The sequence below is a fragment of the Caulobacter sp. GW821-FHT12F03 genome (assembly GCF_058806855.1).
This window is the reverse complement of sequence record NZ_JBXAQC010000002.1, coordinates 501,554-527,348: the sequence shown is the minus strand read 5'-3', so window position 1 is coordinate 527,348 and position 25,795 is coordinate 501,554. Positions and strand designations below refer to the sequence as shown.

Here is a 25,795-nt window from a genome sequence, read left to right as displayed (position 1 = left end):
TAAGCAGAGCTTAACGAAGGTCGCGTAGACACAGGCCATGCGCCGTCTCGCCGCCTGTCTGATCGTCAGCCTCGCCCTCGCCGCGCCCGCCGCCGCGCAGCAGGGCCGGATCGCGAGCGGCCCGCCGGCGACCGATGCGGCGGCGCTGAAAGGCTCGCAGACGGCCGCGCCCCCGTCCGCGCCGGACGACACGCCGCTGCTCCTGCCGCTGCCGGTTCAGCCGACCTCGATCAGCGCGGCCGCCGCGTCCGGCGGCGCGCTGTGCCGGCTCGACTGTTCGCGGGACTACTATTTCTGTCTCGCCGGCGAGGACGACCGCTGTCCGCAGTACTGGAGCCGTTGCGTCTCGGGCTGCGCCGGCTGACCCGGCGTCACGGTTGACGCGCACGTCACTGCCGATAGGCTCGCCTGAACAACGATAAGTCAGGGAGCGCCGTCATGGCCGAACGTCTGCCCAAGGCCTGCATCATCGGGGCGGGATGCTCGGGTTTCACCACCGCCAAGCGGCTGAAGGACGTCGGCGTCCCCTATGACTGCTTCGAGGTCTCCGACGAGATCGGCGGCAACTGGTACTACAAGAACCCCAACGGCATGTCGGCCTGCTACGAGAGCCTGCATATCGACACCTCCAAGTGGCGCCTGGCGTTCGAGGATTTCGCCGTGCCGGCCGACTGGCCCGACTTTCCCTCGCACGCCCAGCTGTTCCAGTACTTCAAGGACTATGTGGCCCACTTCGGCCTGCGCGAGACGATCACCTTCAACACCGCGGTGGAGAAGGCGAGACGCAACGCGGACGGTCTGTGGGAAGTGACCCTCTCGACCGGCGAGACGCGGCTCTACGACGTCCTGTTCGTCTGCAACGGCCACCACTGGAGCCCGCGCATCCCGGAGTATGACGGCGAGTTCGACGGGGCGGCCTTCCATAGCCACGCCTATCGCGACCCGTTCGATCCGGTCGACATGCGCGGCAAGAACATCGTCGTCGTCGGCATGGGCAACTCGGCGATGGATATCGCCAGCGAACTGGCGCAACGGCCGATCGCGAAGAACCTGTGGGTCTCGGCCCGGCGCGGCGTCTGGGTCATGCCCAAGTACATGAACGGCAAGCCGTCCGACAAAACCGCCATGCCGCACTGGATGCCGCGCAAGCTGGGCATCGCCATGGCCCGCCGGGTGCTCAAGAAAACCGTCGGCAACATGGAGGACTACGGCCTTCCCAAGCCCGACCATGAGCCGCTGGAAGCCCACCCCTCGGTCAGCGGCGAGTTCCTCACCCGGGCCGGCTGCGGCGACATCAAGTTCAAGCCGGCGATCAAGGCGCTGGAGGGCAGGAACGTCCGCTTCGCCGACGACAGCGTGGAGCAGGTCGACGCCATCATCTTCGCCACCGGCTACGACATGCGCTTCCCGTTCTTCGACGACCCCGACCTGGTTCCGGACGCCGACCACCAGCTGCCGCTGTTCAAGCGGATGATGAAGCCCGGCATTCCGAACCTTTTCTACATGGCGCTGGCCCAGCCCCTGCCGACGCTGGTGAACTTCGCCGAGCAGCAGGCGAAACTGGTCGGCGCCTACCTGACCGGCAAATACCTGCCGCCGTCGGAGGCGGAAATGAAGGCCGTCATCGTCAAGGACGAGGCCACCCACAAGGGCCAGTACTACGCCTCCAAGCGGCACACGATCCAGGTCGACTTCGGCATCTATTGCCACGACCTGATCAAGGAGATCGCAAAGGGCGAGAGGCGCGCCAGGGCCGCCGGCAACCCGCTGCCCGTCAAGGCGCGGGCGGAGACGGTAAAGGCGTAGGAATCGGGGACATGCACTTCCGTGCGTGTCCGCCCCCTCAGGCCTTGAACGCCCGCAGGAACGCGGCGGTGTGGAAGGCGCGATAGCGGTCGCGTTCGGCCTGGTCGCCGACCGGCAGGGCGTAGCCGACCGAGCTCAGCGACGTCTGCAGGAACGGGGCGAAGAACACCCGCGCCATGAGGGCGGGGTCATGGCCGCCCGCCAGCTCGCCGCGCGCCATGGCCTGGTGGAAGGCCTTGGCCAGCACCAGCAAACCCGGCGCGAGGATCCGGTTGCGGATGAAGTCGGCGATCTCCGGATGGCGGCCGGCCCCGTCGAGGGCGAGCACGAGGTAGCCGCGCATCAGGCCGCCGGCCTGCAGTTCGTCGACCTTGTCCGAAAACCCGTCGATCAGCGCCTCGATCGGCCCCTCGTGGCTGTCGGCCCAGGCCGACAGCTGGCGGAACGGCACGGCCAGGTCATCCTCGAGCAGGGCCTCGATCAGCGCGCTCTTGCCCGGGAAATAGCGGTAGACCGCCGGCTTGGTCACGCCGGCCGCCGCGGCGACCTCGTCCATGCGCGCGGCCTCGAAGCCCTTGCGGGCGAAAAGGTCCCTTGCGGCGTCGAGAATTTCGCGCGGACGGGCCCGCGCGCGATCGCGCCGCGCCGCAGCCGTCCGGGAGGCCGGCCCCTCGGGCTGCCCAGTCGTTCGGCCGGTCATCGATTCCCCCATGGTTCGAAGCGCACCGTCCTATATACTCACGGGTAACAAAACGGTTCCTGGAGGGGGAAACACCAAATGACCCTGAGCGTCGATGTCTTCTGGTCGTTCCGCAGCCCTTATTCGTGGCTGGCCACGCCGGGACTGGTCAAATTGCAGGCGGACTATGACCTGACCGTAAACGTCAGGCCGGTCCTGCCGATCGCCGTGCGCATCGACGGCTTCTTCAAGCGCGTGAACCCTCTCTGGCCGCCCTACCTGGCGCGCGACGTCTATCGGCTGGGGCAGATGCAGGGCACGCCGATCCGCTGGCCGCGACCCGACCCGATCGTCATGGACATCGCCAGCGGCGAGGTGCCGAAGGAGCAGCCCTACATCTACCGCATCACCCGCATGGGCCAGGCGGCGGCGGAAGCCGGTCGGGGTCTCGAATACATCGCCGAGGCCGGCCGGGTGATCTGGGGCGGCAGCATCGACAACTGGCACGAGGGCGACCATCTGGCCCAGGCCGCCGTGCGCGCCGGGCTCGACCCGGAGGCGCTCGAACGCGCGGCCCGCGATGACGCCGACCGCCTCGACGCGGCCATCGCCGCCAACCAGGCGGCGCTGGAAAGCGCCGGCCACTGGGGCGTTCCGACGATGGTGTTCGAGGGCGAGCCCTTCTTCGGTCAGGACCGTCTCGACGTGCTGCTGTGGCGGATGAAACAGAACGGCCTGCAGCCGCGGGCCTGAGGCGCCGGTCCGTGCAAAGAATGACACGGCGTCATGTTGCCGCTTTCCGCCGGGCGGCGTGACCTGTTAGATTCGCTGCGATGAGTCACGTGGCCGTTCTTACGTCTGGAAAGCGCGAACAGACCAAGGTCGCCAATCGCAGGGCGATCCTGGACGCGGCGCGCGAGGTGTTCGGCGAGCTGGGCTACGAGGTCGCCACCGTGCGCGACATCATTCGCCGCACCGGCCTCGCCTCGGGCACCTTCTACAACTACTTCCGCTCGCGCGAGGAGGTCTTCGAGGCCCTCGCCGACGACGGCGCGGCGCGGTTCCGGCCGATCCTGCGCGCCTGCTGGGACGCCTCGAACAGCTTCGACGGCTACCTGCGCGCGGCCATCCAGGCCTATTTCGACTTCATCGCCGACGAGCACGAGACCTGGCAGGTCCTGCGGCCGGCCGGCGAGAAGCAGCCGCACATGCGCGTCCAGACGCCGGAGATGGAGCGGGTCTTCGAGGAGGTCCGCGACGCCTTCGCCCAGGCCATCGAGCATGGCGGGGCCCCGCGGGTCGACGCCGACTACCTCGCCGCCGCCTGCATCGCCGTGGCGCGGCAGGTCGGCGACAAGATGCTCGAGCGGCGGCCCATCGACACCGTCGCCGCGACCGACTTCGCGACCAGACTGATCCTGGGCGGCCTGCCCGCCCTGCCCCGACTGGCGACCTGACCCCGGAGACCGCATGGCCGATCCCGCCCTCCAGAAGGCGATCCTGAAAGTCATGCTGTCGCTGCCCTCGCCGGTGCTACGCATGATGTCCGGCGGCGGCGTGGTCTGGCAGGGCGGGCGCACGCTCGACCCCCGCCTGCAGTTCCTCGCGGCCAGCGCCAGGCGCATGCCGCCGATGTCGTCGCTGTCGCCGGAAGAGGCCCGCGCGGCCAGCGCCGGCGGTCTGGCGATGATGAGCGGCAAGCCCGAGCCGGGCGTGCGGACCGAGAACCTCTCCATCGACGGCCCGGGCGGCCCGCTGCGGCTGCGCGCCTACCGACCGGCCGACCAGGACTCCAGCGCGCCCCTGATGGTCTTCGCCCACTTCGGCGGCGGGGTGATCGGCGATCTGGAAACCTGCGACGCCTTCTGCGGCATGATCGCCCGCATCGCCCGCACGGCGGTGCTGTCGGTCGAGTACCGCCTGGCGCCCGAGCACCGCTTCCCGGCCGGCCTGGACGATGTGCTGGCGGCCTTCCGCTGGGGCCGCGACCACGCCGCCCGCTTCGGCGCGGCGCCGGGCGTCGCCTCGATCGGCGGCGATTCCATGGGCGGCAATTTCGCGGCCATCATCGCCCAGGACCTGAAGCGCGCGGGCGAGGCCCAGCCGGCCCTGCAGCTGCTGATCTATCCCGCCGTCGACGTGGCCAGCGAGACCCAGTCGATGACCACCTACGCCGACGCCTATCCGCTGTCGGCCGACACCATGACCTGGTTCATGGGCCACTACATGGCCGCGGACGCCGATCCGGCCGACCCGCGCCTGTCGCCGATCAAGACCGAGGACCTGTCGGGCCTCGCGCCCGCCATCGTGGTCACCGCCGGTTTCGATCCGCTGGTCGACCAGGGCGAATGCTACGCCAAGCGGCTGAAGGACGCCGGCGTGCCGGTGATCTACCGCTGCTACGACAGCCTGGCCCATGGCTTCACCGCGTTCACCGGCGCCATCCCCGCCGCCGACACCGCCTGCCGCGAGATCGCCGGCTTCGTCCGCCAGGCGGCAGACGGGATGCTGAAGTAGTCCTTCACAACCCGCTCATCCCGGCGAAGGCCGGGACCCAGGCTTTTTCTGGAAGACTTTCGTAGCGGAAACAGAACCAAAAACCCCTGAGTCCCGGCCTTCGCCGGGATGAGCGGATAAGGGCTTGGAAATGCGCGCGCTGATCGTCGACAGCCTTGGCCCGGACTACGAGGGCGTGTCCCTGAAGGACATCCCCCCTCCCACGACGCGCCCCGGCGAGGTTCTGGTCCGGGTCCGGGCCGCCAGCGTCAACTTCCCCGACATCCTGATGACGAAGGGGGAGTACCAGCTCAAGCCGCCGCTGCCGTTCATCGGCGGCATGGAGCTGGCAGGCGAGGTCACCGCTCTCGGCGAGGGCGTGACACAGTTCGCCGTCGGCGACCCGGTGGTCGGCGGGGCCAAGCTGGGCGGGTTCGCCGAATTCGCCGTGCTGCCGGCCGCCGCCATCCGCCGCAAGCCGGACAATCTGAGCTTCTCGCAGGCCGCGGCCGTCGGCGCCGCCTATCTGACCGCGTACGTCGCCCTGGTGCGCAGGGCGCGGCTGGAGCCCGGGGAGTGGGTCCTGGTGCACGGCGCCGCCGGCGGGGTCGGCCTGGCCGCCGTGGACCTCGCCAGGGCCCTGGGCGCGCGGGTCATCGCCGCCTCGGCCTCGGACGAGAAGCTGAAGATCGTCGCCGACGCCTATGCCCCCGACGCCACGCTCAACGTCACCGGCGGCTTCCGCGAGCAGGTCAAGGCGATCACCGGCGGCGCGGGCGCGGACGTCATCTATGACCCGGTCGGCGGCGACGTGTTCGACGAGAGCACGCGCTGCATCGCCTTTGACGGCCGGCTGCTGGTGATCGGCTTCACCTCGGGCCGGATCCCGACGATCTCGGTCAACATGCCGCTGATCAAGGGCTTCTCGGTCATCGGCGTGCGGGCCGGCGAGTACGGCCGCCAGTTCCCCGAGCGCGGCCGCGAGAACATGGACGCCGTCTGGGCGATGGCGGCGGCCGGGACGATCCACCCGCGGGTCCACGCCGAGCTGCCGCTGGCCGACTGGCGCCAGGCCTTCGACCTGCTTGCCGACCGCCAGGTCGTCGGCAAGGCCGTCATCCGCCCGGACCTGTAGGGGCCCCGGGTTGACTCGGACCCGCCCTTCCCTTATCCACCCCCGCTCATCGCGACGAGCCCCGCTTGGCGCGGACAGACCTTTAGACTTTGGAGCTAACCCGTGAGCAAGCGGACCTTTCAGCCTTCGCGTCTCGTGCGCGCGCGCCGTCATGGCTACCGTGCGCGGATGGCCACCAAGAGCGGTCAGAAGATCGTTGCGCGCCGCCGCGCCAAGGGCCGCAAGCGCCTGACGGCCTAGTTTTCGTCGCGCGCGTCCCCATTTGCCTCGCACGCCCGGTAGTTTGGGTAGGGGCCGGGACCGTTGGACCAGACACCCATTCTTGAACGCCTGACCAAACGGCCGGATTTCCTTTCGGCCGCAAAGGGTCCGTCGTGCGCCCGCGGCGCCGTGGTCGTGCAGCGTCGCGACCGCGAAGACGGCGACACCCGCATCCGCGCGGGCTTTACCGCAACAAAAAGAGTCGGCGGATCGGTGGTCCGCAACCGGGCGCGCCGGCGCCTGCGCGAGGCCGCGCGCCTGCTGCTGCCCCAGGCCGGCAGGCCGGGATCCGACTATGTGTTCATCGCCCGGGGCGGCACGACGACGCGCGCCTGGGACCGTCTCCTTGACGATGTGAAAAGCGCGCTGTTAAGGCTCGCCGCCGATCCAGACCCTGCGTCCGCGCACCCCGCCGCGACGTCCGATCCCTCCCGAACCGGTTAGCGCGACATGCCGCAAAACGAATCCCGCAACATGATCGCCTTTATGGTGATCGCGTTCGTCATTCTCATTGGCTACCAGGCCCTGGTTCTGGATCCCGCCAACAAGAAGAAGCAGGCGGCGCTGAAGCACGATCGCGCGGTGGCGGCGGCCCAGGTCGGCGCGCCCAAGGCGGTCAGCGGCCCGACGGTGACGGTGTCCCGCGCCGAGGCCGTCGCCCGCAGCCCGCGCGTCGCCATCGAGACGCCCGCCCTGAAGGGTTCGCTGCGCCTGCAGGGCGCGCGCATCGACGACCTGTTCCTCACCGAGCGCGGCCCCAAGGGCTACAAGTACAGCGAAACGCTGGACAAGGGCTCGCCCCCGGTCGAGCTGCTGCGCCCCGAGGGCGCCGAGTATCCCTGGTTCGCCGACTTCGGCTGGACCGACAACATCGCGCCGGGCGTGCCGACGCCCAAGGTCCCGGGCCTGCCCTCGGCCGACACGGTCTGGACCGTCTCCTCGGCCAACACCGTGCTGGCGCCGGGCAAGCCGGTCGAGCTGACCTACGTCGCCCCCAACCGGCTGGTGTTCAAGCGCACCATCTCGGTCGACGACAAGTTCATGTTCACGGTGACCGACACGGTCGCCAACCTGGGCGCCGCGCCCGTCACCATCCGCCCCTACGCCTCGATCCAGCGCCAGGGCCTGCCGCCCCACCACGGCAAGGCGCAGAACGTGCACGAAGGCGCGGTCGGCGCCCTGGGCGACCTGCCGGACAAGGCCGCGCCGGAACTGCGTCTGCTGAAGTTCACGGCCTGGAAGAAGAAGGCCGCCGACGCCGCCGAGCGCGCCCAGAAGGACGCCGCCAAGACCGGCCAGGCCTGGGACCCCAACGCCGAGGTGATCGTCAACAGCTTCAACTCCACCGGCGGCTGGCTCGGCCTGACCGACAAATACTGGCTGGCCGCGCTCGTGCCGGCCCAGTCGGAAAAGGTCACCGGCGAGTACGGCTCGGTCACCAGCGGCGGCGTGAACATCTATGACGCCCACTTCGGCGGCACGCCCCGCGTGATCAACCCCGGCCGCCAGGTCGTCACCACCACCCGCCTGTTCGCCGGCGCGAAGGTGGTGCAGACCCTGAAGGGCTACCAGAAGTCCTACGGCATTCCGATGTTCGAGAACGCGGTGGACTGGGGCGTGCTGAGCTTCCTCACCAAGCCGTTCTTCATGCTGCTGGAGTTCTTCTTCAACCACCTGGCCAACTTCGGCCTGGCCATCCTGGCCATGACCGTCTGCGTGCGCCTGCTGGTGTTCCCGCTGGCCCAGAAGAGCTCCGAGTCGATGGCCCGGATGAAGAAGCTCCAGGAGCCGATGGCCGAGATCAAGGCCCGCTACAAGGACGACCCGGTCAAGTCGCAGCAGGAGACCATGGCCCTGATGCAGCGGGAGAAGGTCAACCCGATGGCCGGCTGCCTGCCGATCCTGGTGCAGTTCCCGGTGTTCCTCGCCTTCTACAAGGTGCTGTCGGTGACCATCGAGATGCGCCACGCGCCGTTCTTCGGCTGGCTGCATGACCTGTCGGCCCAGGATCCGACGACCCTCGTCAACCTGTTCGGCCTGCTGCCGTTCGATCCGGCCCACATCCCGCTGATCGGCGGCCTGGTCGACCAGTACCTGCACATCGGCGTGCTGCCGCTGCTCTACGGCTTCACCATGTGGCTCGTCACCTCGATGAACCCGCCGGCGCCGGACCCCACGCAGCAGCGCATCTTCCAGCTGATGCCGATCATGTTCACCTTCATCATGGCCGCCTTCCCGGCGGGCCTTCTGGTCTACTGGACCTTCTCGAACGTGTTCTCGATCTTCCAGCAGTACGTGATCATGCACCGGCTCAAGACCGAGAACCCCATCGACACCTTCATCGCCCGCCTCCGCGGGGAGGGTAAGGCGCCCGCGTGACCGAGCTGTTCGACGACGAGGCCCTGGAGGCCGCCCGGGTTCTGTTCGCCCACCCCTGCGAGTTCATGATGGGGGCGGTGAAGATGGACGGGCTGCCGCCGGCGGACCTGCCGGAGGTGGCCTTCGCCGGCCGCTCCAACGTCGGCAAGTCGAGCCTGATCAACGCCCTCGTCGGCCAGAAATACCTGGCCCGCGCCTCCAACGAGCCGGGCCGCACGCGGGAGATCAACTTCTTCGTGCTCGACAACAAGCTGCGGCTGGTCGACCTGCCCGGCTACGGCTTCGCCCGGGTGTCGCGCACCTCGAAGGACAAGTTCCAGAACCTCGGCCGCCAGTACCTGCGCGGCCGGCCGAACCTGAAGCGGGTCTATCTGCTGATCGACTCCCGGCACGGCCTCAAGGCGCCCGACACCGAGGCGCTCGACGCCCTCGACACGGCGGCGGTGTCCTACCAGATCATCCTGACCAAGGCCGACAAGATCAAACCGGCCGAAGTCGAGGCCGTCGTGGCGAAGACCACGGCCCAGATCGCCAAGCGTCCGGCCGCCTTCCCGCGCGTGCTGGCCACCTCGTCGGAGAAGGGGACCAACATGCCCCTGCTCCGCGCCGAGATCATGGCGACCTGCGAGGTTTGATCTTACCTCCCTCCCCATGAGGGGGAGGGAGAGGTCCTACTTCCCGCGCACCACGACCCCGCCCTTCATGACGAAGGCCACGTGCTCGAGCACGCTCACGTCGGCCAGCGGGTCGCCCTGGACGGCGATCAGGTCGCCCCAACGGCCGACGGCCACCTGGCCAACGTCGCCCGGCTGGCCGAGCGCCTCGGCGGCGTTGATCGTGGCGGCCTGGATGGCCTGCAGGGGGGTCGCGCAATAGCGGACCATCACCGCGAACTGCTTCGCGTTCCAGCCGTGCGGATAGATGCCGGCGTCGGTCGAGTAGATCTGGCGGACGCCGGCCTTCACGGCCTTGCAGAAGTTCTGCCGCTGGGCCTCGCCGATATCGGCGTCCTTCTTGATCTCGCTCTCGCGCACGCCGTTCGCCCGGCCCTCGGCCTGGGTGTAGTCGGTGTTGTAGATATCCATGCCGAAGAAGGCGCCGGCCTTCAGCGCCAGTTTGATGCCCTCGTCGTCGACCAGGCTGGCGTGCTCGATGGTGTCGACGCCGCCGAGGATCGCCGCGCGGATGCCTTCGGGGCCGTGGGCATGGGCGGCGACCTTCATGCCGTCCATGTGAGCCTCGTCGACGATGGCCCGGATTTCCTCGACGCTCAGTTGCTGGATGCCGACCGCGTCGTTGGAGAAGACGCCGCCGGTGGCGCAGATCTTGATCACCCTGGCGCCGTACTTCTTCATCGTGCGGACCATCTTGCGGGCCTCGTCCGGCCCGTTGAACACACCCGGCGAGCTCAGATCCACGGACGGCGGGAAGTAGGTCGAATCGCAATGGCCGCCGGTGGCGCCGAGGGCGTAGCCGGCCGGGGTGATACGCGGTCCGGGAATGATCCCCTCGTCGATCGCCTGCATCAGGGCCACGTCGTTGTAGCGGTCGGCGCCGACGTTGCGCACCGAGGTGAAGCCGGCGTTCAGCGTCGCCGCGGCGTTGGGCACCGCGACCACGGCCCAGAAGCTGTCGGTGAAGGCCAGCCCCGCGTAGCCGCCATACTTCGGCGTCGAGTCGAGGTGCACATGCATGTCGATCAGGCCGGGCAGCAGGGTCAGGCCGGGCAGGTCGACCTTTTCGGCGTCGGCCGGGACGGTCATCGCCGCCTGGGATCCGACCGCGGTGATGCGGCCGTCGGTGATCACCACCATCGGCTTGTCGACATATTTGCCGGTCGCCACGTCGAGCAGCCGGGCGGCGGTCACGACCACCGTCTTGGCCTGCGCGACCCCGCCGGAAAACACGGCCAGGGCCAGGGTGAAGGCGGCAATCGCGCGGCGCATCCAGGAAACTCCCGATAGGAACAGGCCCGACTCTTAGCGCCGCTTCGGCCGGTCTCGCCAGCGCGAAAAGGGGGGTCTCCTAAACGCTCCCTCAAGGGTTGGCCGCTAGTCTTCTTCGCGGCAACACCGCCGGGGAGCGCCTCTCGTGAAGATCGATGTCGTCAGACCGTGGGAGCTGACCGCCTACGCCGTCGAACGCTGGGCGGCGCTGCAGGCGGCCGACCCGGCGCTCGACAGCCCCTTCCTGTCGCCGCACTGGCCCCGGGCCGTGGCGCGGGCCCAGGGACAGGACAGCGGGACGGACCGCGGACTGCGCGTCGTGGTGCTCGGCGGCCTGGCTGATCCGAAGGGCTTCATGGCCGCCCGCGTGGGCGCCTTCACCGCCATGCCGGCGGGCGCGCCGATGTGCGACTATCAGGGGCTGGTGGCCGAGCCCGGCCTGAAGATCGAGCCGCGCAGGATCGCCGAGGCCCTCGGCGTCGGCCGGTTCGACTTCTGCCACATGCTCGAGGACCAGGCCGCGTTCGCGCCGCTGGCGCGCGGCCGCGAAGACTCCTTCGTCATCGACGTGGGGGACGGTTACGCCGCCTATGAAGCCGAGCGCAGGGCCGCCGGCGTCTCGGCCCTCAAGGACACCGACAAGAAGCGTCGCAAGGTCGAGCGCGAGCTGGGTCCGGTGACCTTCACCGCCTTTTCCCGCTCGAAGGCCGACCTGGACCAGCTGATCGCCTGGAAGCGCGCCCAGTGGCTGGCCACCGGCCAGACCGACCTGTTCGCCGCCGGCTGGCCGCTGGCGCTGGTGCGCAACCTGTTCGCCAGCCGCGACCCGGACTTCGGCGGCGCCCTGTTCACCCTGCACATCGGCGAGCAGCTGGCCGCGGCGCAGCTGAACCTGCGCGGCGGCCGCAACATCCACAGCTGGATCATCAGCCACGACCCGCAGTTCGAGCGCTATTCGCCGGGCATGCTGCTGTTCCAGGACATCCTGCGCTGGATGGACCACGCCCCCTACAGCCGGGTCGACCTCGGGGCCGGCGACTACCGCTTCAAGCGCGAGCTCTCGAACGTGCGCGTCGGCGTGACCCACGGCTTCATCGGCGCCCCCTCGGCCTCGGCGCTGCTGCGCGAAACCGCCTACGCCCTGCGCAAGGCGGCCGAGTCCCTGCCGCTGGGTCGCATGTCCGAACTGCCCGGAAAGGCCATGCGGCGGCTTGACCTCATGCGGGGTTTGCGGTGAAGGCTGGCGCCCCCCTCGCCTGATCGCCCATGACCCTGACCCTCGAAGACATCAAGGCCGCCGCCGGCCGCATCGCCGGCCATGTCGAGCGCACGCCGTGCCGCCATTCCCGCACCCTGTCGGAGATCACCGGCGCGGACGTGTGGATCAAGTTCGAGAACCTGCAGTTCACCGCCGCCTACAAGGAGCGCGGCGCGCTGAACAAGCTGCTGCTGCTCAGCGACGAGGAGCGGTCGCGCGGCGTGATCGCCGCCAGCGCCGGCAACCATGCCCAGGGCCTGGCCTATCACGGCGCCCGGCTGGGCGTGCCGGTGACCATCGTCATGCCCAAGGGCACGCCGTTCGTGAAGGTCGAGCACACCCGCCAGCACGGCGCCACGGTGGTCATCTTCGGCGACACCTATGACGAGGCCGCGGCCCACGCCCAGCAGCTGCGCGAGGAGCGCGGCCTGACCTTCGTCCACCCGTTCGACGACTACGACGTGATGGCCGGCCAGGGCACGATCGCGCTGGAGATGCTCGAGGACGTGCCCGATCTGGAAGTGCTGCCCGTGCCGATCGGCGGCGGCGGCCTGATCAGCGGCGTGGCCACGGCGGCCAAGGCGATCAACCCCAGCATCCGCATCATCGGCTGCGAGCCGGCGCTGTTCCCCAGCTTCACCGCCCGCATGCGCGGCCTGAACGCCGAGGCCGGCGGCCAGACCATCGCCGAGGGCATCGCGGTCAAGGAAGTCGGGACCAAGACCTACGCCATCGCCCGGCCGCTGATCGACGACGTGCTGCTGCTGGAGGAGCCCTACATCGAGCGGGCCGTGGCGCTTTACTGCAACGTCGAGAAGACCATCGCCGAGGGCGCCGGCGCGGCCTCGCTGGCGGCCCTGCTGGCCTATCCCGAACGGTTCCGCGGCAAGAAGTGCGGCCTGATCCTCTGCGGCGGCAACATCGACACCCGCCTGCTGGCCTCGGTGCTGACCCGCGAGCTGGTGCGGGCCCAGCGCCTGTGCAGCCTGCGCATCATCGGCGACGATCGTCCGGGCCTGCTGGCCACGGTCAGCCGGGTGATCGGCGAGATGGGCGGCAACATCATCGAGGTGGCCCACAACCGCCTGGCCCTCGACGTGCCGGCCAAGGGCGCGGAGTTCGACATCATGATCGAGACCCGCGACGCCCAGCACACCCACGAAATCATGGACGCCCTGCGCGAGAGCGGTTACCCGCCGCGCTTCGTCTAGGAGACCGACAATGTTCAAGCGCACCCTGATCGTCGCGGCCGCCGTCGCCAGCCTGGCCCTGGCCGGCTGCGCGAAGAAGGAAGCCGACACCTCGCTGATCCAGGCCAACGCGGCCACGGCCGCGACCTTCCTCGAGACCACGGCCAAGGAGCCGGGCGTTCAGAAGCTGCCGTCGGGCGTGCTCTACAAGGTCGTGACCTCCGGCCCGGCCGACGGCGTCTCGCCCAGGCGCGAGGACGAGGTCAAGGTCCACTACGAAGGCAAGCTGATCTCCGGCGAGATCTTCGACAGCTCGTTCGCCCGCGGCGCCCCGGCGGTGATGCGGCTGGGCGGCCTGATCCCGGCCTGGATCGAGGCCCTGCAGAAGATGAAGCCCGGCGACGAATGGATCCTCTACGTCCCGCCGGCGCTCGGCTACGGCGAACAGGGCGCGGGCCCGATCCCGCCCAACAGCGTGCTGATCTTCCGCATCCAGCTGATCGGCGTGCTGCCGGCCGCGAGCGCGATGGGCTGAATTCTCGATGATCCTCCCCGCTTCGCGGAGAGGATTGACGCGGCTCAGTCCGTGAACACCACGGTCTTGCGGCCGTTCAGCAGCACGCGGTCCTCCAGCGACCAGCGCAGCGCCCGCGCCAGCACGCGGCGTTCGATGTCGCGGCCCTTGCGGATCAGGTCGTCCGGGGTGTCGCGGTGGCTGATGCGTTCGACGTCCTGTTCGATGATCGGGCCCTCGTCGAGGTCGCCGGTGACGAAGTGGGCGCTGGCGCCGATCACCTTCACGCCGCGCGCATGGGCCTGGTGATAGGGCTTGGCGCCCTTGAAGCCCGGCAGGAACGAGTGGTGGATGTTGATGCAGCGGCCTTCCAGCTTGGCCGCCAGGCCGTCCGACAGCACCTGCATGTAGCGGGCGAGCACGACCAGGTCGGCGCCGGTGTCGCGGATCAGCTTCCAGACCTCGGCCTCCTGCTCCAGCTTGGTGTCCTTGGTCACCGGCAGATGGTGGAACGGCAGGTCCGACAGGTCGACGTTGCGATAGGTCTCGGCCGGGTGGTTGGAGATCACCCCGGCGATGTCCATCGGCAGCTCGCCGATGCGCCAGCGGTAGAGCAGGTCCGACAGGCAGTGGTCCGACTTGCTGGCCAGGATCATCACCTTCTTGCGCACCTTCGGGTCACGCAGGCTCCAGGCCATGCCGAAGGCCTCGCCGATCTCCGCGAAGGCCTCGCGCAGGTCGTCCGCGCCGTAGCTGTCGGGACGGAACACCACGCGCATGAAGAAGACGCCGGTCTCGGCGTCGTCATACTGCTGAGCGTCGAGGATGTTGCAGTCCCGCTGCGCCAGGAAGGCGGACACGGCCGCGACGATTCCGCGGCGGTCGGGACAGGACAGGGTGAGGATCAGGCCTTGGGTCGACATGGAGCGACGGCTTAAGGGCGCGGCCCCGATACGGCAAGGGTTTGCGCGCAACACCAAGCCTTCCTCTCCCGGAGGGAGAGGTGGCCCGGCGGATCTGCAAATCACCGTCATCCTCGGGCTTGTCCCGAGGACCCATGCACACCGTGCCGGCCGGCGGGGCCTCAAGCCATTCCGCCTTCATCTCGTCTGTTCGCGATCATGGGTCCCCCGGGTTCGGCCAGCGGCCGACCCGAGGACAGGCTCTGGAACAAGTCCGACGATGACGGAAGGGGGTGGTCAGCCTACACATCCCCCATGCCCCACACCGACGCCCTCGCCGACCGCGCCATCGCCATCCTCGGCGCACTGGTCGGGTTCGACACCACCTCGCGCCTGTCCAATCTCGCCCTGATCGACTGGGTCGAGGGCCATCTGGCGGCGCAGGGCGTCGCCAGCCGCCGCATCGCCAGCGCCGACGGCGACAAGGCCAACCTGCTGGCCACCGTCGGGCCGATGGTTGAGGGCGGGGTCATCCTGTCGGGCCACACCGACGTGGTGCCGGTCGACGGCCAGCCCTGGACCAGCGATCCCTTCGTCCTGACCGAGCGCGACGGGAAGCTCTTCGGGCGCGGCGCCGCGGACATGAAGGGCTTCATCGCCCTGGCCCTGGCGGCCGTTCCGCTGTTCCGCGACGGGCTGAAGCGCCCCGTGCACCTGGCTTTTTCCTATGACGAGGAAGTCGGCTGTTTCGGCGCGCCGGAGATGATCGCGACGATCGCCCGCGACCTGCCGCGACCGGCCCTCGCCATCGTCGGCGAGCCGTCGCTGATGAAGGCCGTCGGCGGCCACAAGGGCGCGGCCTTCTTCCGCGTGGTGGTCACAGGACGCGAGGCCCATTCCAGCCAGACCCATCTGGGCGTTTCGGCCAACATGGCGGCGGTGGGCCTGCTGGCGATGCTGTCGGACCTGTCCGCCGACCTCGCGGCCCGGGCCGACCCGGCCTCGCCGTTCGAGCCGAAGGGAACCAGCCTGACCATCGGCCGGATCGACGGCGGCACGGCGGCCAACATCCTCGCGCGCCGCTGCGAGGTCGTCTTCGACGTCCGCGCCGAGCCCGGCGACGATCCGCTGGTGGTCCTGGCGCCGTTCATCGCCCGGGTGGCCGAACTCGACGGCCGGCTGAAGGCGCTGGACCCGGATTGCGGCGCGGTGTTCGAGGTTCTGGCCAATGTGCCCTCGATGGCGCCCGACAACGGCGCGGCCGAGGCGTTCGTACGCGGCCTGACCGGCGACAACGGCCCGCTGCGGGCCGTGCCCTACGCCGCCGAGGGCGGCCAGTTCCAGGGGGCGGGCTTCTCGACCGTCATCTGCGGCCCCGGCGCCATCGACCAGGCCCACCAGCCGGACGAGTACGTGGAGGCCGACCAGATGCGCCAGGGCGCGGCGTTCATGATCCGGCTGGCGGAGACGTTGCGGGCGGGGTGAGAGATCCTCCCCCGCAGGGGGAGGGGGACCATCCGAAGGATGGTGGAGGGGGCGGCGCCTGTGTCGGCCCCCTCAGTCAGCCCGTTCGGGCTGACAGCTTCCCCAGAGGGGGAGCAGCTCGTTCTACGCCGCGCCCAGCCGCGCCAGCGCCCAGCCGGCCGCATCGCGCACGACCTCGGACGGATCACCCGTCAGCGCCTCCGCCGACGCCGCCAGCGCCGCATCGCCGCTGTTGCCGATGGCGTAGAGCACGTTGCGCACGAAGCGATCGCGGCCAATGCGCTTGACCGGGCTCTTGCGGAACTTCGCGCGAAACGCGGCGTCATCCAGCGTCGCCAGCTCGGCCAGTCCCGGCGAGCGCAGTTCGTCCCGCGCGTGGAAGGCGCTCTCCCGCGCCGTGGCCGCGAACTTGTTCCACGGGCAGACGGCCAGGCAGTCGTCGCAGCCGTAGATGCGGTTGCCCATCGCCGCGCGCAGGTCTTCCGGCACGGGCCCGGCGTGCTCGATGGTCAGGTAGGAGATGCAGCGTCGCGCATCGAGCCGGTAGGGCGCCGGAAAGGCGTTCGTCGGGCAGATGTCGAGGCAGGCGCGGCAGGAGCCGCAGTGGTCGACCTCGGCGGCGTCCGGGTCGATGTCCAGCGTCGTCAGGATCGAGCCGAGGAACAGCCAGGAGCCCAGATCGCGGGAGACAAGGTTGGTGTGCTTGCCCTGCCAGCCGAGGCCCGCCCGCTGGGCCAGCGGCTTCTCCATCAGCGGCGCGGTGTCGACGAACACCTTCACCTCGCCGCCCGCCCGCGCGACGATCTGGCCGGCGAGGGTCTTCAGCCGGCCCTTGATCAGCTCGTGGTAGTCGTCGCCCTGGGCGTAGACCGAGATCGCGCCGGTCGAGCGGGCCTTGAGCGCCTCCAGCGGATCGCGATCCGGACCGTAGTTGAGACCCAGCACGACGGCGCTGCGGGCCTCGGCCCACATGCCGGTCGGATGGACCCGGCGCGGCAGGGTCTCGGCCATCCAGCCCATGGTCCCGTGCAGGCCTTCGGCGACGAACCGTTCCAGCCGCTCGCCGGCGGGCCAGGCGTCGGACGCCGAGGCGAAGCCGCAGACGTCGAACCCGAGGCCTAGGGCGTCGGCGCGGATGCGGCTCCTGTCGGCCTCAGAAATCAAGGTCGTGATAGTGCGGCGCGGGCGCGAGGCCGGGCCAGCGGTCGGCCAGCAGCGGCCGGAAGCAGGGGCGCGACTTGATCTTCATGTACCAGGTGCGGGCGGTGGTGAAGTCGTTCCACGGCACGTCGCCGAAGTAGTCGATCACCGACAGGTGGGCGGCGGCGGCCATGTCGGCCAGCGAGATGCGCTTGCCCGCCAGCCAGTCGCGGTCGGCCAGCAGGCCCTCGATATACTGCATGTGCAGCTTCAGGGCGTCACGGCCGGCGCGGATGTTCGCCAGCGCCGGCGCGCCCAGGCCCAGCAGCCGCTTTTCCATCTTCTCGTGCAGCAGGTAGCCGGAGACCTCGGCGTCGAACTTGCGGTCGAACCATTGCAGCAGGCGGCGCGCCTCGGCCCGTTCGGACGGCTCGCGACCCAGAAGGGCGGGCTCGGGGTTCTGTTCCTCGATGTGTTCGAGGATGGCCCGCGTCTCGCAGACCACGACGCGTCGGCCGGCGCCGTCGACCTCGACCAGCACCGGCGGCACGCCGGACGGGTTGAGCAGCAGGAAGTCGGCCGGGCTTTCCCACCAGCGGACCTGCACCTCGGTGAAGGACAGCCGCTTCTCGCCCAGCGCCAGCCGCACCTGCCGCGAGGCCGGGTCGAGCGGGAAGTGGTGGAGGGTGCGATCGACGCTCATCGGGAGTCCGGGTGATTCTCACCAGACATAGCGCAGACGGGCGTTAAGGGCGCGTTTACCGCGCGCCGTGCTCGACCTCGCCGAAGGTCCCGCCGTGCGGTTCGGCCCGGCCGTGCGGATCCGGATGGATGATGATGTCAGCCGCCGGGAAGGCTTCCAGCACCCGCTTTTCGGCCGCGACCATCGCCTCGTGCGCGGCGGCCAGACTGCAGTCGGGATCGAGGTCGGCGTGCATCTGGATGTGGATCCATGGACCAGACGCCCGGGTGCGCAGCTGGTGGACGTCCTGGATGCGGTGGTCCTCGGTCATCAGGGCGATGATCCGCGCCCGGTCTTCTTCCGGCAGCTCGTGGTCCATCAGCTGATTGCCCGCCTCGCGGAACACGCCGATGGCGCCCCACAGCAGCCAGACGGCGACCAGCAGGCCGGCGGCGGCGTCCAGCCAGTGGATACCCAGCAGCGCCGCGCCGGCGATGCCGGCCATGGCGGCGATGTTGGAGACAAGATCGGCCGCGTAGTGGGCCCGGTCGCCGGTGACGGCCACCGAGCGCGTCCGCTTCAGCACCCAGGACTGCACCGTGATCAGGCCGAAGGTCATGATGACCGACAGGCCCATGACGGCGATGGCCCAGCCGCCCGCGTCGATCGGCTGCGGCCTGAGCAGGCCGGCGAAGGCCTCGCGGCCGATCAGGGCGGCGGAGGCGAACACGAGGCCCGCCTGCATCAGGCTGGCGAAGGCCTCGGCCTTGCCATGACCGAAGCGGTGCTCGGCGTCCGGCGGCTCGACCGCGTAGCGCACCGCATAGAGGGTGATCAGCGAGGCCAGCAGGTCGAGCCCCGAGTCGGCCAGCGACGCCAGCAGCGCCACCGAGCCGCTGAACCACCAGGCGACGGCCTTGGCGGTCACCAGCACCACGGCGGTGGCGACCGACAGGGTGGTGACCCGCCGGGTCAGGGCGGCCGTCTGGGCGTTGGTGAGGGGCGCGGTGCTCATCCCGCCCTTCTAGCCGCGTCCCGCCTCCGACCGAAGCGCGAACGATTCGCGGTTTCAGGCCGCGCGGCGCGGCTGCGGTCCGATGTACTGCGACGCCGGCCGGATCAGCCGTCCGCCGACCAGCTGCTCGCGGGCGTGGGCGATCCAGCCGGCGACCCGGCCCATGGCGAACACCCCGGTGAAGGTCGAGGGCGGGAAGGCCAGGGCCTCGAGCAGCAGCGCCGTGTAGAACTCGACATTGATGTCCAGCGGCCGGTCGGGTTTGCGATCCTTGAGGATGGCCAGGGCGGCCTTCTCCACGGCCTCGGCGAAGGCGACGCGGCCCGGCAGGACGTTGGACCCCTCGCTCATCCGCCGCACGGCCGCCTTGAGCACATCGGCGCGCGGGTCGCGCACGCGGTAGACCCGGTGGCCGAAGCCCATCAGCCGCTCGCCCCGGTCCAGCGCCGCCTCCAGCCAGGCGCGGGCGTTCTCCGGCCGGCCGATGCCGTCGAGCATGTCGATCACCGGCCCCGGCGCGCCGCCGTGCAGCGGACCCTTGAGCGCCGAGATCCCGGCCAGCACGGCCGAAGTCAGTCCGGCCTGGGTCGAGGCCACCACCCGGGCGGCGAAGGTCGAGGCGTTGAGGCCGTGGTCGCTGACCGTCACCAGATAGGCGTCGAGCGCGTCAGCCTCGGCTTCACTGGCCGGGCGGCCGCGCAGCATGCGCAGGATGTCGGCGCTGTGGCGCAGTGTGGCGTCCGGCGGGACCAGCGACTGGCCGGCCTGGGCCCGCACCACCGCCGGAATGAACACCGCCGGCGCGGCGAGCAGCCTGAGGGCCGTCTCCAGTCCGTCGCCGTCGGCCAGCCGCGCGGTCAGGGCCCGCATGGCCTCGACGGGCGTCAGTTTCAACAGGCCCGCGTCGATCGCGGCCGTTTCGGCGAACACCGCCACGCGCGCGGCGCCGAGGGCGGCGGTCAGGTCCGACGGCATGTCGTCGAAGAAGCCGTCGAACAGCAGGTGGGCGACGTCCTCGAAGCGGGTCCGTCCCGCGAGGTCGTCGAGGCTGTAGCCGCGGATGATCAGATGCCCGGCCAGCCCGTCCACATCCGACAGCACCGTGTTGGCGGCGATCACGCCTTCCAGTCCGTCACTCATGTCTTGTCTCCTTTTCACGGCGAGACAAATCCGCCCGACGCATGCTATCGTCAATCTTGATCAATATAATCAATATGTGACCATGGATCGCGACTGGATATCCGCCGAAGAGGCGCTGGACCGGCTCGGGGTGCGGCCGCAGACGCTGTACGCCTATGTCAGTCGGGGCCGCATCGAGGCCCGGCCCGACCCCGCCGACCCGCGCCGCAGCCGCTATCGCCTGGCCGACGTCGGCGGGCTGGCCGAGCGCAAGAAGCGCGGCCGCAAGGCGTCCGAGGTGGCGGCGGGGGCCATCGCCTGGGGCGAGCCGGTTCTGGCCTCGGCCATCACCACGGTCGCCGGCGGGCGGTTGTTCTACCGCGGCCGTGACGCCGTGGGCCTTGCAGAGACCGAAACCCTGGAGTCGGTGGCCCGCCTGCTGCGGGGCGGCCACGGCGCGGCGCTGAAGGCCGCGCCCGCCCCTGTCGCCGCCGGCGGGACCTCCCTGCGCGAGCGTCTGTTCAACGCCCTGTCGACCCGCGCGGGCATCGACCCGCCCGCGCGCGGCCGGGCGGCCCTGGCCCTTGCGGTCGAGGCGGTCGGGCTGCTGGACCTTGTGGCCGACGCCGCGGCCGGCGGTTCGGGCGAAGGACCCATCCACCGGCGCATCGCCGACGCCTGGGGCCGGCCGGACGCGGCCGACTTCATCCGCCGACAGCTGGTGCTGCTGGCCGACCATGAGCTGAACGCCTCGACCTTCGCCGCGCGGGTCACCGCCAGCACCGGGGCCTCGCTGGCCGCGTCGGCGCTGTCGGGCCTGTGCGCCCTGTCAGGCCCGCTGCACGGCGGCATGGCCGGGCGGGTGATCAACCTGGTCGAGGAGTCCCGACGGATCGGGCCCGAGGCGACGGTGGCCGGCCGCATCGCCCGCGCCGGACCGACGCCGGGCTTCGGCCACCCGCTCTATCCGGACGGCGACCCGCGCGCGGCGGCCCTGCTGGCCGTGCTGGAGCCGCCCGAGGACTACGCCGCCCTGCAGGCGGCCGTGGAGGCGATGACCGGCGAGGCGGCCAACGTCGATTTCGCGGTCACCGCCCTGTGCGCGCGGTTCGGCCTGCCGCCGGACGCGCCGTTCGCCCTGTTCGCGGTGGCCCGCACGGCCGGCTGGCTGGCCCACGCCGTCGAGCAGGTGCAGACGGGGACGCTGATCCGTCCCCGCGCGCGCTACATCGGCGAGGTCCCGGCCCTCTAGGCCCGCTCGAACGCCGCTTCCTCGGCCTGCAGCGGGTGATCGAGCCGGCCGGCCATCTCCTTGGGGCAGACCTGCCAGAACAGGCCGCGCATGCGGTCCCAGTCGCGCAGGATGCCCTGGGCGAAGGCCGAACCCGTCTCGTGGGCGTGCTCGGACACCAGCTTGCGCAGGTGCTCTTCCCAGTGTGGCGAGGCCAACCGCTGGACGATGACGCTGTCGTTGTTGACCCGGCCGGGGAACCGGTCGGAGAGGTCGAGCACATAGGCCATGCCGCCCGTCATCCCGGCGCCGAAGTTGCCGCCCGTGGGGCCGAGGATCACCGCCGCGCCGCCGGTCATGTACTCGCAGCCGTTGGCGCCGCAGCCTTCGACCACGGTGGTGGCCCCGGAATTGCGCACGGCGAACCGCTCGCCCGCCTGGCCGGCCGCGAACAGCTTGCCGGCCGTCGCGCCATAGAGGCAGGTGTTGCCGATGATGGCGTTGGACTCGGGCGACACCAGATGCGGCGAGGGCCGCACCACGATGGTCGCGCCCGACAGGCCCTTGCCGACATAGTCGTTCGCCTCGCCAGTCAGGACGATGCGCAGGCCGCGCACCGAGAAGGCCCCGAGGCTCTGGCCGGCCGAGCCCTTGAGCTCGATGGTCAGGTGATCGGACGGCAGGGCGCTCATGCCGAACTTGCGGGTGATGTGGCTGGAGATGCGCGCGCCGATCGCCCGGGCGGTGTTCCGCACGGTGTAGGTCAGCTGCATCTTCTCGCCGCGCTGGAGCAGCGGGGCCGCGTCGCGAACGATCTGGGCGTCCAGCGTGTCGGGCACCTCGTTGCGGCCCTCGACCGTGCAGTAGGGCTTGTTGTGCCCCGGGTCGGCGCGGACCAGCAGCGGGTTGAGGTCGAGGTCGTCGAGGTGCTCGCCGCCGCGGCTGACCTGGGTCAGCAGATCGGTCCGGCCGACGATCTCCTGGATCGAGCGGAAACCCAGTTGGGCGAGGATGTCGCGCACCTCCTCGGCGATGAAGGTGAACAGGTTGACGACCTTGTCCGGCGTGCCGGTGAACCGGGCGCGCAGGGCCTCGTCCTGGGTGCAGACCCCCACCGGACAGGTGTTGGAATGGCACTGGCGGACCATGATGCAGCCCATGGCGATCAGGCTGGCCGTGCCGATGCCGAACTCCTCGGCGCCGAGCATGGCGGCGATGACCACGTCGCGGCCCGTGCGGATGCCGCCGTCGGTGCGCAGCCGCACCGAGTGGCGCAGGTTGTTCAGCGTCAGCACCTGGTTGGCCTCGGACAGGCCCATTTCCCACGGACCGCCGGCGTACTTGATCGAGGTCTGCGGGCTGGCGCCCGTGCCGCCGACGCTGCCCGAGATCAGGATGATGTCGGCCTTGGCCTTGGCCACGCCGGCGGCGATGGCGCCGATGCCGGTCATGGCCACCAGCTTCACCGTCACCCGGGCGTCCGGGTTGATCTGCTTCAGGTCATAGATGAGCTGGGCCAGGTCCTCGATCGAGTAGATGTCGTGGTGCGGCGGCGGGCTGATCAGCATCACGCCGGGCGTGGCGTGGCGCAGCCGGGCGATCATCTCGGTGACCTTGAAGCCGGGCAGCTGGCCGCCCTCGCCGGGCTTGGCGCCCTGGGCGACCTTGATCTCGATCTCGCGGCACTCGTTCAGGTACTCGGCGGTGACGCCGAAGCGGCCCGAGGCGACCTGCTTGACGGCGCTGTTGGGGTTGTCGCCGTTGGGCAACGGCCGGTAGCGGCTGCGGTCCTCGCCGCCCTCGCCGGAGACCGACTTGGCCCCGATCCGGTTCATGGCGATGTTCAGCGCGCCGTGCGCCTCCGGGCCGAGCGCCCCGAGGCTCATGCCCGGCGTCAGGAAGCGCTTGCGGATCTCGTTGACGCTCTCGACGTCGTCCGGGGACAGCGGCTTGCGGTCGCTGCGCCAGTCGAGCAGGTCGCGCAGCTGGATCTGCGGCAGGCTACGCATGCCGTCGGAGAAGCGCTTGTAGGACTCGTAGTCGCCGGTGTCGCAGGCGTGCTGCAGGGTGTGGATCATGCGCGCCTCGAAGGCGTGCGCCTCGCCCGAACGGCGGGCCTTGTAGAAGCCGCCGACCGGCAGGGCAACGAACGCCGGGTCCCAGGCGCGCTGGTGCAGCTCGACCGCGCGCTTTTCCAGACCGGCGAAGCCGATGCCGGAGATGCGCGAGGGCATGCCCGGGAAGAATTCCGCCACCAGCGACCGCGACAGGCCGACGGCCTCGAAGTTGTAGCCGCCGCGGTAGGACGAGATCACCGCGATGCCCATCTTGGAGATGATCTTCAGCAGGCCCTGTTCGATGGCCGTCTTGAAGTTCACGCAGGTCTGGCGAAGCGTGGCGTCGCCCATCAGCCCGCGCTCGAGCCGGTCCTGGAAGCTTTCCTGCGACAGCCAGGCGTTGACCGCCGTGGCTCCGACGCCGACCAGCACCGCGAAGTAGTGGGTGTCCATGCACTCGGCCGAGCGCACGATGATGGAGACGTAGGACCGCAGGCCCTTGCTCACGAGGTGCGCGTGCACCCCGCCCGTGGCGAGGATCATCGGCAGGGCGACGCGGTCGGGGCCGCTGTGCTCGTCGGTCAGGACGATGGTCGCGCAGCCGCGCAGGGCCGCGTCCTCCGCCTCGGCGCGGATGCGGTCGAGGTTGGCGCGCAGGGCGTCGCCGGGCCGCGCCTCGTCGGCCGGGATCGGCATGGTGCAGTCGATGACCGCCAGGGCCTTGTCGCCGATATAGCCGAGGATCCGCTCGTACATGCCGGTCGTCAGCACCGGGCTTTCCAGCACATAGACGTCGGTCTGGGCCTCGTCCTCGACGAGAATGTTGCCGAGGTTCTTGAAGCGGGTCTTCAGGCTCATCACCCCGGTTTCGCGGAGCGGGTCGATGGGCGGGTTGGTCACCTGGCTGAAGTTCTGCCGGAAATAGTGGCTCAGCGGCCGGTAGTTGTCGGACAGCACGGCCAGCGGCGTGTCGTCGCCCATCGAGCCGACGGCTTCCTTGCCGTCCTCGACCATCGGCGCGAGCACCAGCTCAAGGTCTTCCAGCGTCATGCCGGCGGCGGCCTGGCGACGGGCCAGGTCTTCGCCATAGCAGCGGCGCGGCTCGGGGCCGGGCGCGATCCGCTCCTCGAGGTTGACCATGTTGCCGAGCCAGTCGGTATAGGGATGCGCGTCGGCGAGGCGATCGATGATCGCGTCCTCGTCGTAGAGCCGCCCCTCGACCAGATCGATGGCGATCATCCGCCCCGGCGAGATGTTGAGCTTGCGGACGATGCGCTCCTCGGCGACGCCGCACATGCCCGCTTCCGAGCCCATGATGACCAGGCCGTCGTCGGTGTAGGCCACGCGCAGCGGACGCAGGCCGTTGCGGTCCTTGCCGGCCACGACCCAGCGGCCGTCGGTGGCGCACAGCGCCGCCGGGCCGTCCCACGGCTCCATCACCGCGTTGCAGTAGGAGTACAGCGCGCGGTGCTGCGGCTTCATCTGTTCGTCGGACTTGCTGGCCCAGGCTTCCGGGATCAGCAGGGCCTTGGCCATCGGCGCGTCGCGGCCAGCGCGGACCAGAACCTCGAAGGTGTTGTCGAGCGCGGCGGAATCCGAGCCGCTGGGCTGGATCACCGGCTTCACGTCGTCGCCGAAATCGCCGAACGCCTGGGCGGCCATGCGGATTTCATGGCTCTTCATCCAGTTGGTGTTGCCCTTCAGCGTGTTGATTTCGCCGTTGTGGGCCAGCATCCGGAACGGCTGGGCCAGCCGCCACTGGGGAAAGGTGTTGGTCGAGTAGCGCTGGTGGAAGATGGCCACCGCGGCGGCGAACCGCGCGTCGCGCAGGTCGGGATAGAAGTCGTCGATGTTCTCGGCGAGGAACATGCCCTTGTAGATCAGCGACCGGGCCGACAGGGAGCAGATGTAGAAGTCGTTGATCGCCGCGGCGGCGACCTTCTTCTCGATCCGCTTGCGGCAGAGGAACAGCGCGCGCTCCAGCGCCTCGCCTTCCATGCCCGACGGCGGCGAGAGCATGATCTGCTCGATCTCGGGCCGGGTGGCGTTGGCCTTCTCGCCGATCACCGAGGTGTCGACCGGCACCTGGCGCCAGCCGTAGATGTAGAAGCCGAAGCGCAGGGCCTCGCTCTCGACGATGGTCCGCGCCGCTTCCTGGGCGCCCAGATCGGTGCGCGGCAGGAAGATCTGGCCCACGGCGATGGCGCCCGGGCGCAGCTTGTGGCCGGTGTTGCGCACCTGGTCGATGAAGAAGTCCTGTGGCACGGACAGCAGGATGCCGGCGCCGTCGCCGGTCTTGCCGTCGGCGTCGATGGCGCCCCGATGCCAGACGGCCTTCAGCGCCTTGATGGCCAGCTCGACCACTTCGCGGCGCGGCTTGCCGTCGATCGCGCAGACCAGGCCGACGCCGCAGTTGTCGCGCTCGGAGGTCGGATCGTAGGCGTGACCGTCGATCAGCAGCTGACGGTTGGCGAGGTAGCGGGTGAGTTCGGCGCTCATG

At 69.9% G+C, this 25,795-nt stretch carries 23 protein-coding genes; 15 read left to right on the top strand and 8 right to left on the bottom strand.

Going from position 1 to position 25,795, the window contains the following annotated elements:
- The first annotated feature begins 37 nt into the window (after positions 1 to 37).
- Complete coding sequence (locus tag AC1RN0_RS08020; protein WP_492786900.1) at positions 38 to 364, top strand: hypothetical protein; 327 nt, start codon at positions 38 to 40, stop codon at positions 362 to 364.
- A gap of 74 nt (positions 365 to 438) precedes the next feature.
- Positions 439 to 1,806: a flavin-containing monooxygenase gene (locus AC1RN0_RS08015; RefSeq protein WP_492786899.1), complete on the top strand. Its 1,368-nt coding sequence runs from the start codon at positions 439 to 441 to the stop codon at positions 1,804 to 1,806.
- 37 nt (positions 1,807 to 1,843) lie between these two features.
- Here AC1RN0_RS08015 and AC1RN0_RS08010 read toward each other — a convergent pair whose 3' ends face one another.
- The gene (locus tag AC1RN0_RS08010; RefSeq protein WP_492786898.1) at positions 1,844 to 2,506 is read right to left on the bottom strand and encodes a TetR/AcrR family transcriptional regulator; all 663 of its coding nucleotides are present in this window, start codon (positions 2,504 to 2,506) and stop codon (positions 1,844 to 1,846) included.
- A 78-nt stretch (positions 2,507 to 2,584) separates the two neighbouring features.
- On the opposite strand from AC1RN0_RS08010, the gene AC1RN0_RS08005 reads away from it, so the two are divergent.
- From AC1RN0_RS08005 to yihA, 8 genes are all read left to right on the top strand, one after another.
- On the top strand, positions 2,585 to 3,238 hold the full coding sequence (locus tag AC1RN0_RS08005) for a 2-hydroxychromene-2-carboxylate isomerase (RefSeq protein ID WP_492786897.1): 654 nt from the start codon (positions 2,585 to 2,587) through the stop codon (positions 3,236 to 3,238).
- A gap of 89 nt (positions 3,239 to 3,327) precedes the next feature.
- Complete coding sequence (locus AC1RN0_RS08000) at positions 3,328 to 3,942, top strand: TetR/AcrR family transcriptional regulator (protein ID WP_492786896.1); 615 nt, start codon at positions 3,328 to 3,330, stop codon at positions 3,940 to 3,942.
- A gap of 13 nt (positions 3,943 to 3,955) precedes the next feature.
- The gene (locus AC1RN0_RS07995; protein WP_492786895.1) at positions 3,956 to 5,002 is read left to right on the top strand and encodes an alpha/beta hydrolase; all 1,047 of its coding nucleotides are present in this window, start codon (positions 3,956 to 3,958) and stop codon (positions 5,000 to 5,002) included.
- A 130-nt stretch (positions 5,003 to 5,132) separates the two neighbouring features.
- A complete protein-coding gene (locus AC1RN0_RS07990; RefSeq protein ID WP_492786894.1) occupies positions 5,133 to 6,116 on the top strand; it encodes an NADPH:quinone oxidoreductase family protein in 984 nt (327 codons plus the stop codon).
- 102 nt (positions 6,117 to 6,218) lie between these two features.
- The gene (gene rpmH, locus AC1RN0_RS07985) at positions 6,219 to 6,356 is read left to right on the top strand and encodes a 50S ribosomal protein L34 (protein WP_488901179.1); all 138 of its coding nucleotides are present in this window, start codon (positions 6,219 to 6,221) and stop codon (positions 6,354 to 6,356) included.
- Positions 6,357 to 6,419: 63 nt separating this feature from the next.
- Entirely contained in the window at positions 6,420 to 6,821 is a 402-nt protein-coding gene (locus AC1RN0_RS07980) for a ribonuclease P protein component (protein WP_492786893.1), read from the top strand.
- A 6-nt stretch (positions 6,822 to 6,827) separates the two neighbouring features.
- Positions 6,828 to 8,756 carry a membrane protein insertase YidC gene (gene yidC / locus AC1RN0_RS07975; RefSeq protein ID WP_492786892.1) on the top strand — a complete coding sequence of 643 codons (1,929 nt, stop codon included), beginning with the start codon at positions 6,828 to 6,830 and terminating at the stop codon, positions 8,754 to 8,756.
- 65 nt (positions 8,757 to 8,821) lie between these two features.
- On the top strand, positions 8,822 to 9,391 hold the full coding sequence (gene yihA / locus AC1RN0_RS07970) for a ribosome biogenesis GTP-binding protein YihA/YsxC (protein WP_492787014.1): 570 nt from the start codon (positions 8,822 to 8,824) through the stop codon (positions 9,389 to 9,391).
- Between the two features lie 36 nt (positions 9,392 to 9,427).
- Here yihA and AC1RN0_RS07965 read toward each other — a convergent pair whose 3' ends face one another.
- A complete protein-coding gene (locus tag AC1RN0_RS07965) occupies positions 9,428 to 10,702 on the bottom strand; it encodes a Xaa-Pro dipeptidase (protein WP_492786891.1) in 1,275 nt (424 codons plus the stop codon).
- Between the two features lie 145 nt (positions 10,703 to 10,847).
- On the opposite strand from AC1RN0_RS07965, the gene AC1RN0_RS07960 reads away from it, so the two are divergent.
- The 3 genes from AC1RN0_RS07960 to bamJ are packed head-to-tail and all read left to right on the top strand — an operon-like array spanning position 10,848 to position 13,685.
- Positions 10,848 to 11,939 carry a GNAT family N-acetyltransferase gene (locus AC1RN0_RS07960; RefSeq protein WP_492786890.1) on the top strand — a complete coding sequence of 364 codons (1,092 nt, stop codon included), beginning with the start codon at positions 10,848 to 10,850 and terminating at the stop codon, positions 11,937 to 11,939.
- A 29-nt stretch (positions 11,940 to 11,968) separates the two neighbouring features.
- Positions 11,969 to 13,171, top strand: coding sequence for a threonine ammonia-lyase (locus tag AC1RN0_RS07955; protein WP_492786889.1), 1,203 nt, complete (start codon positions 11,969 to 11,971; stop codon positions 13,169 to 13,171).
- A gap of 10 nt (positions 13,172 to 13,181) precedes the next feature.
- Positions 13,182 to 13,685 (top strand): BamJ family beta-barrel-assembly machinery protein, encoded by a 504-nt coding sequence (gene bamJ, locus AC1RN0_RS07950; RefSeq protein ID WP_492786888.1) that lies wholly within the window; start codon positions 13,182 to 13,184, stop codon positions 13,683 to 13,685.
- A 44-nt stretch (positions 13,686 to 13,729) separates the two neighbouring features.
- On the opposite strand, the gene purU is transcribed toward bamJ, so the two are convergent.
- Positions 13,730 to 14,572, bottom strand: a complete 843-nt coding sequence (purU, locus tag AC1RN0_RS07945; protein WP_492787013.1) for a formyltetrahydrofolate deformylase — start codon at positions 14,570 to 14,572, stop codon at positions 13,730 to 13,732.
- A 309-nt stretch (positions 14,573 to 14,881) separates the two neighbouring features.
- Here purU and argE point away from each other — a divergent pair, with 309 nt between their 5' ends.
- Complete coding sequence (gene argE / locus AC1RN0_RS07940) at positions 14,882 to 16,051, top strand: acetylornithine deacetylase (RefSeq protein ID WP_492786887.1); 1,170 nt, start codon at positions 14,882 to 14,884, stop codon at positions 16,049 to 16,051.
- Between the two features lie 123 nt (positions 16,052 to 16,174).
- Here the strand turns inward: argE and queG are convergent, their stop codons facing one another.
- Genes queG through AC1RN0_RS07920 form a run of 4 tightly spaced genes read right to left on the bottom strand, consistent with a single transcriptional unit; the run spans position 16,175 to position 20,028 of the window.
- A complete protein-coding gene (gene queG, locus AC1RN0_RS07935) occupies positions 16,175 to 17,224 on the bottom strand; it encodes a tRNA epoxyqueuosine(34) reductase QueG (RefSeq protein WP_492787012.1) in 1,050 nt (349 codons plus the stop codon).
- The gene (fzlA, locus tag AC1RN0_RS07930) at positions 17,205 to 17,894 is read right to left on the bottom strand and encodes an FtsZ-binding protein FzlA (RefSeq protein ID WP_492786886.1); all 690 of its coding nucleotides are present in this window, start codon (positions 17,892 to 17,894) and stop codon (positions 17,205 to 17,207) included. The genes queG and fzlA overlap by 20 nt, the downstream gene beginning before the upstream one ends.
- Before the next feature lie 55 nt (positions 17,895 to 17,949).
- Positions 17,950 to 18,888, bottom strand: a complete 939-nt coding sequence (locus AC1RN0_RS07925) for a cation diffusion facilitator family transporter (protein WP_492786885.1) — start codon at positions 18,886 to 18,888, stop codon at positions 17,950 to 17,952.
- 54 nt (positions 18,889 to 18,942) lie between these two features.
- Positions 18,943 to 20,028 carry a citrate synthase/methylcitrate synthase gene (locus AC1RN0_RS07920; RefSeq protein WP_492786884.1) on the bottom strand — a complete coding sequence of 362 codons (1,086 nt, stop codon included), beginning with the start codon at positions 20,026 to 20,028 and terminating at the stop codon, positions 18,943 to 18,945.
- Positions 20,029 to 20,110: 82 nt separating this feature from the next.
- Between AC1RN0_RS07920 and AC1RN0_RS07915 the strand changes: the two genes are divergently transcribed.
- Positions 20,111 to 21,259, top strand: coding sequence for a citrate/2-methylcitrate synthase (locus AC1RN0_RS07915; protein WP_492786883.1), 1,149 nt, complete (start codon positions 20,111 to 20,113; stop codon positions 21,257 to 21,259).
- Here the strand turns inward: AC1RN0_RS07915 and gltB are convergent.
- Positions 21,256 to 25,794 carry a glutamate synthase large subunit gene (gene gltB / locus AC1RN0_RS07910; protein ID WP_492786882.1) on the bottom strand — a complete coding sequence of 1,513 codons (4,539 nt, stop codon included), beginning with the start codon at positions 25,792 to 25,794 and terminating at the stop codon, positions 21,256 to 21,258. The genes AC1RN0_RS07915 and gltB overlap by 4 nt on opposite strands.
- Position 25,795 lies beyond the last annotated feature (1 nt).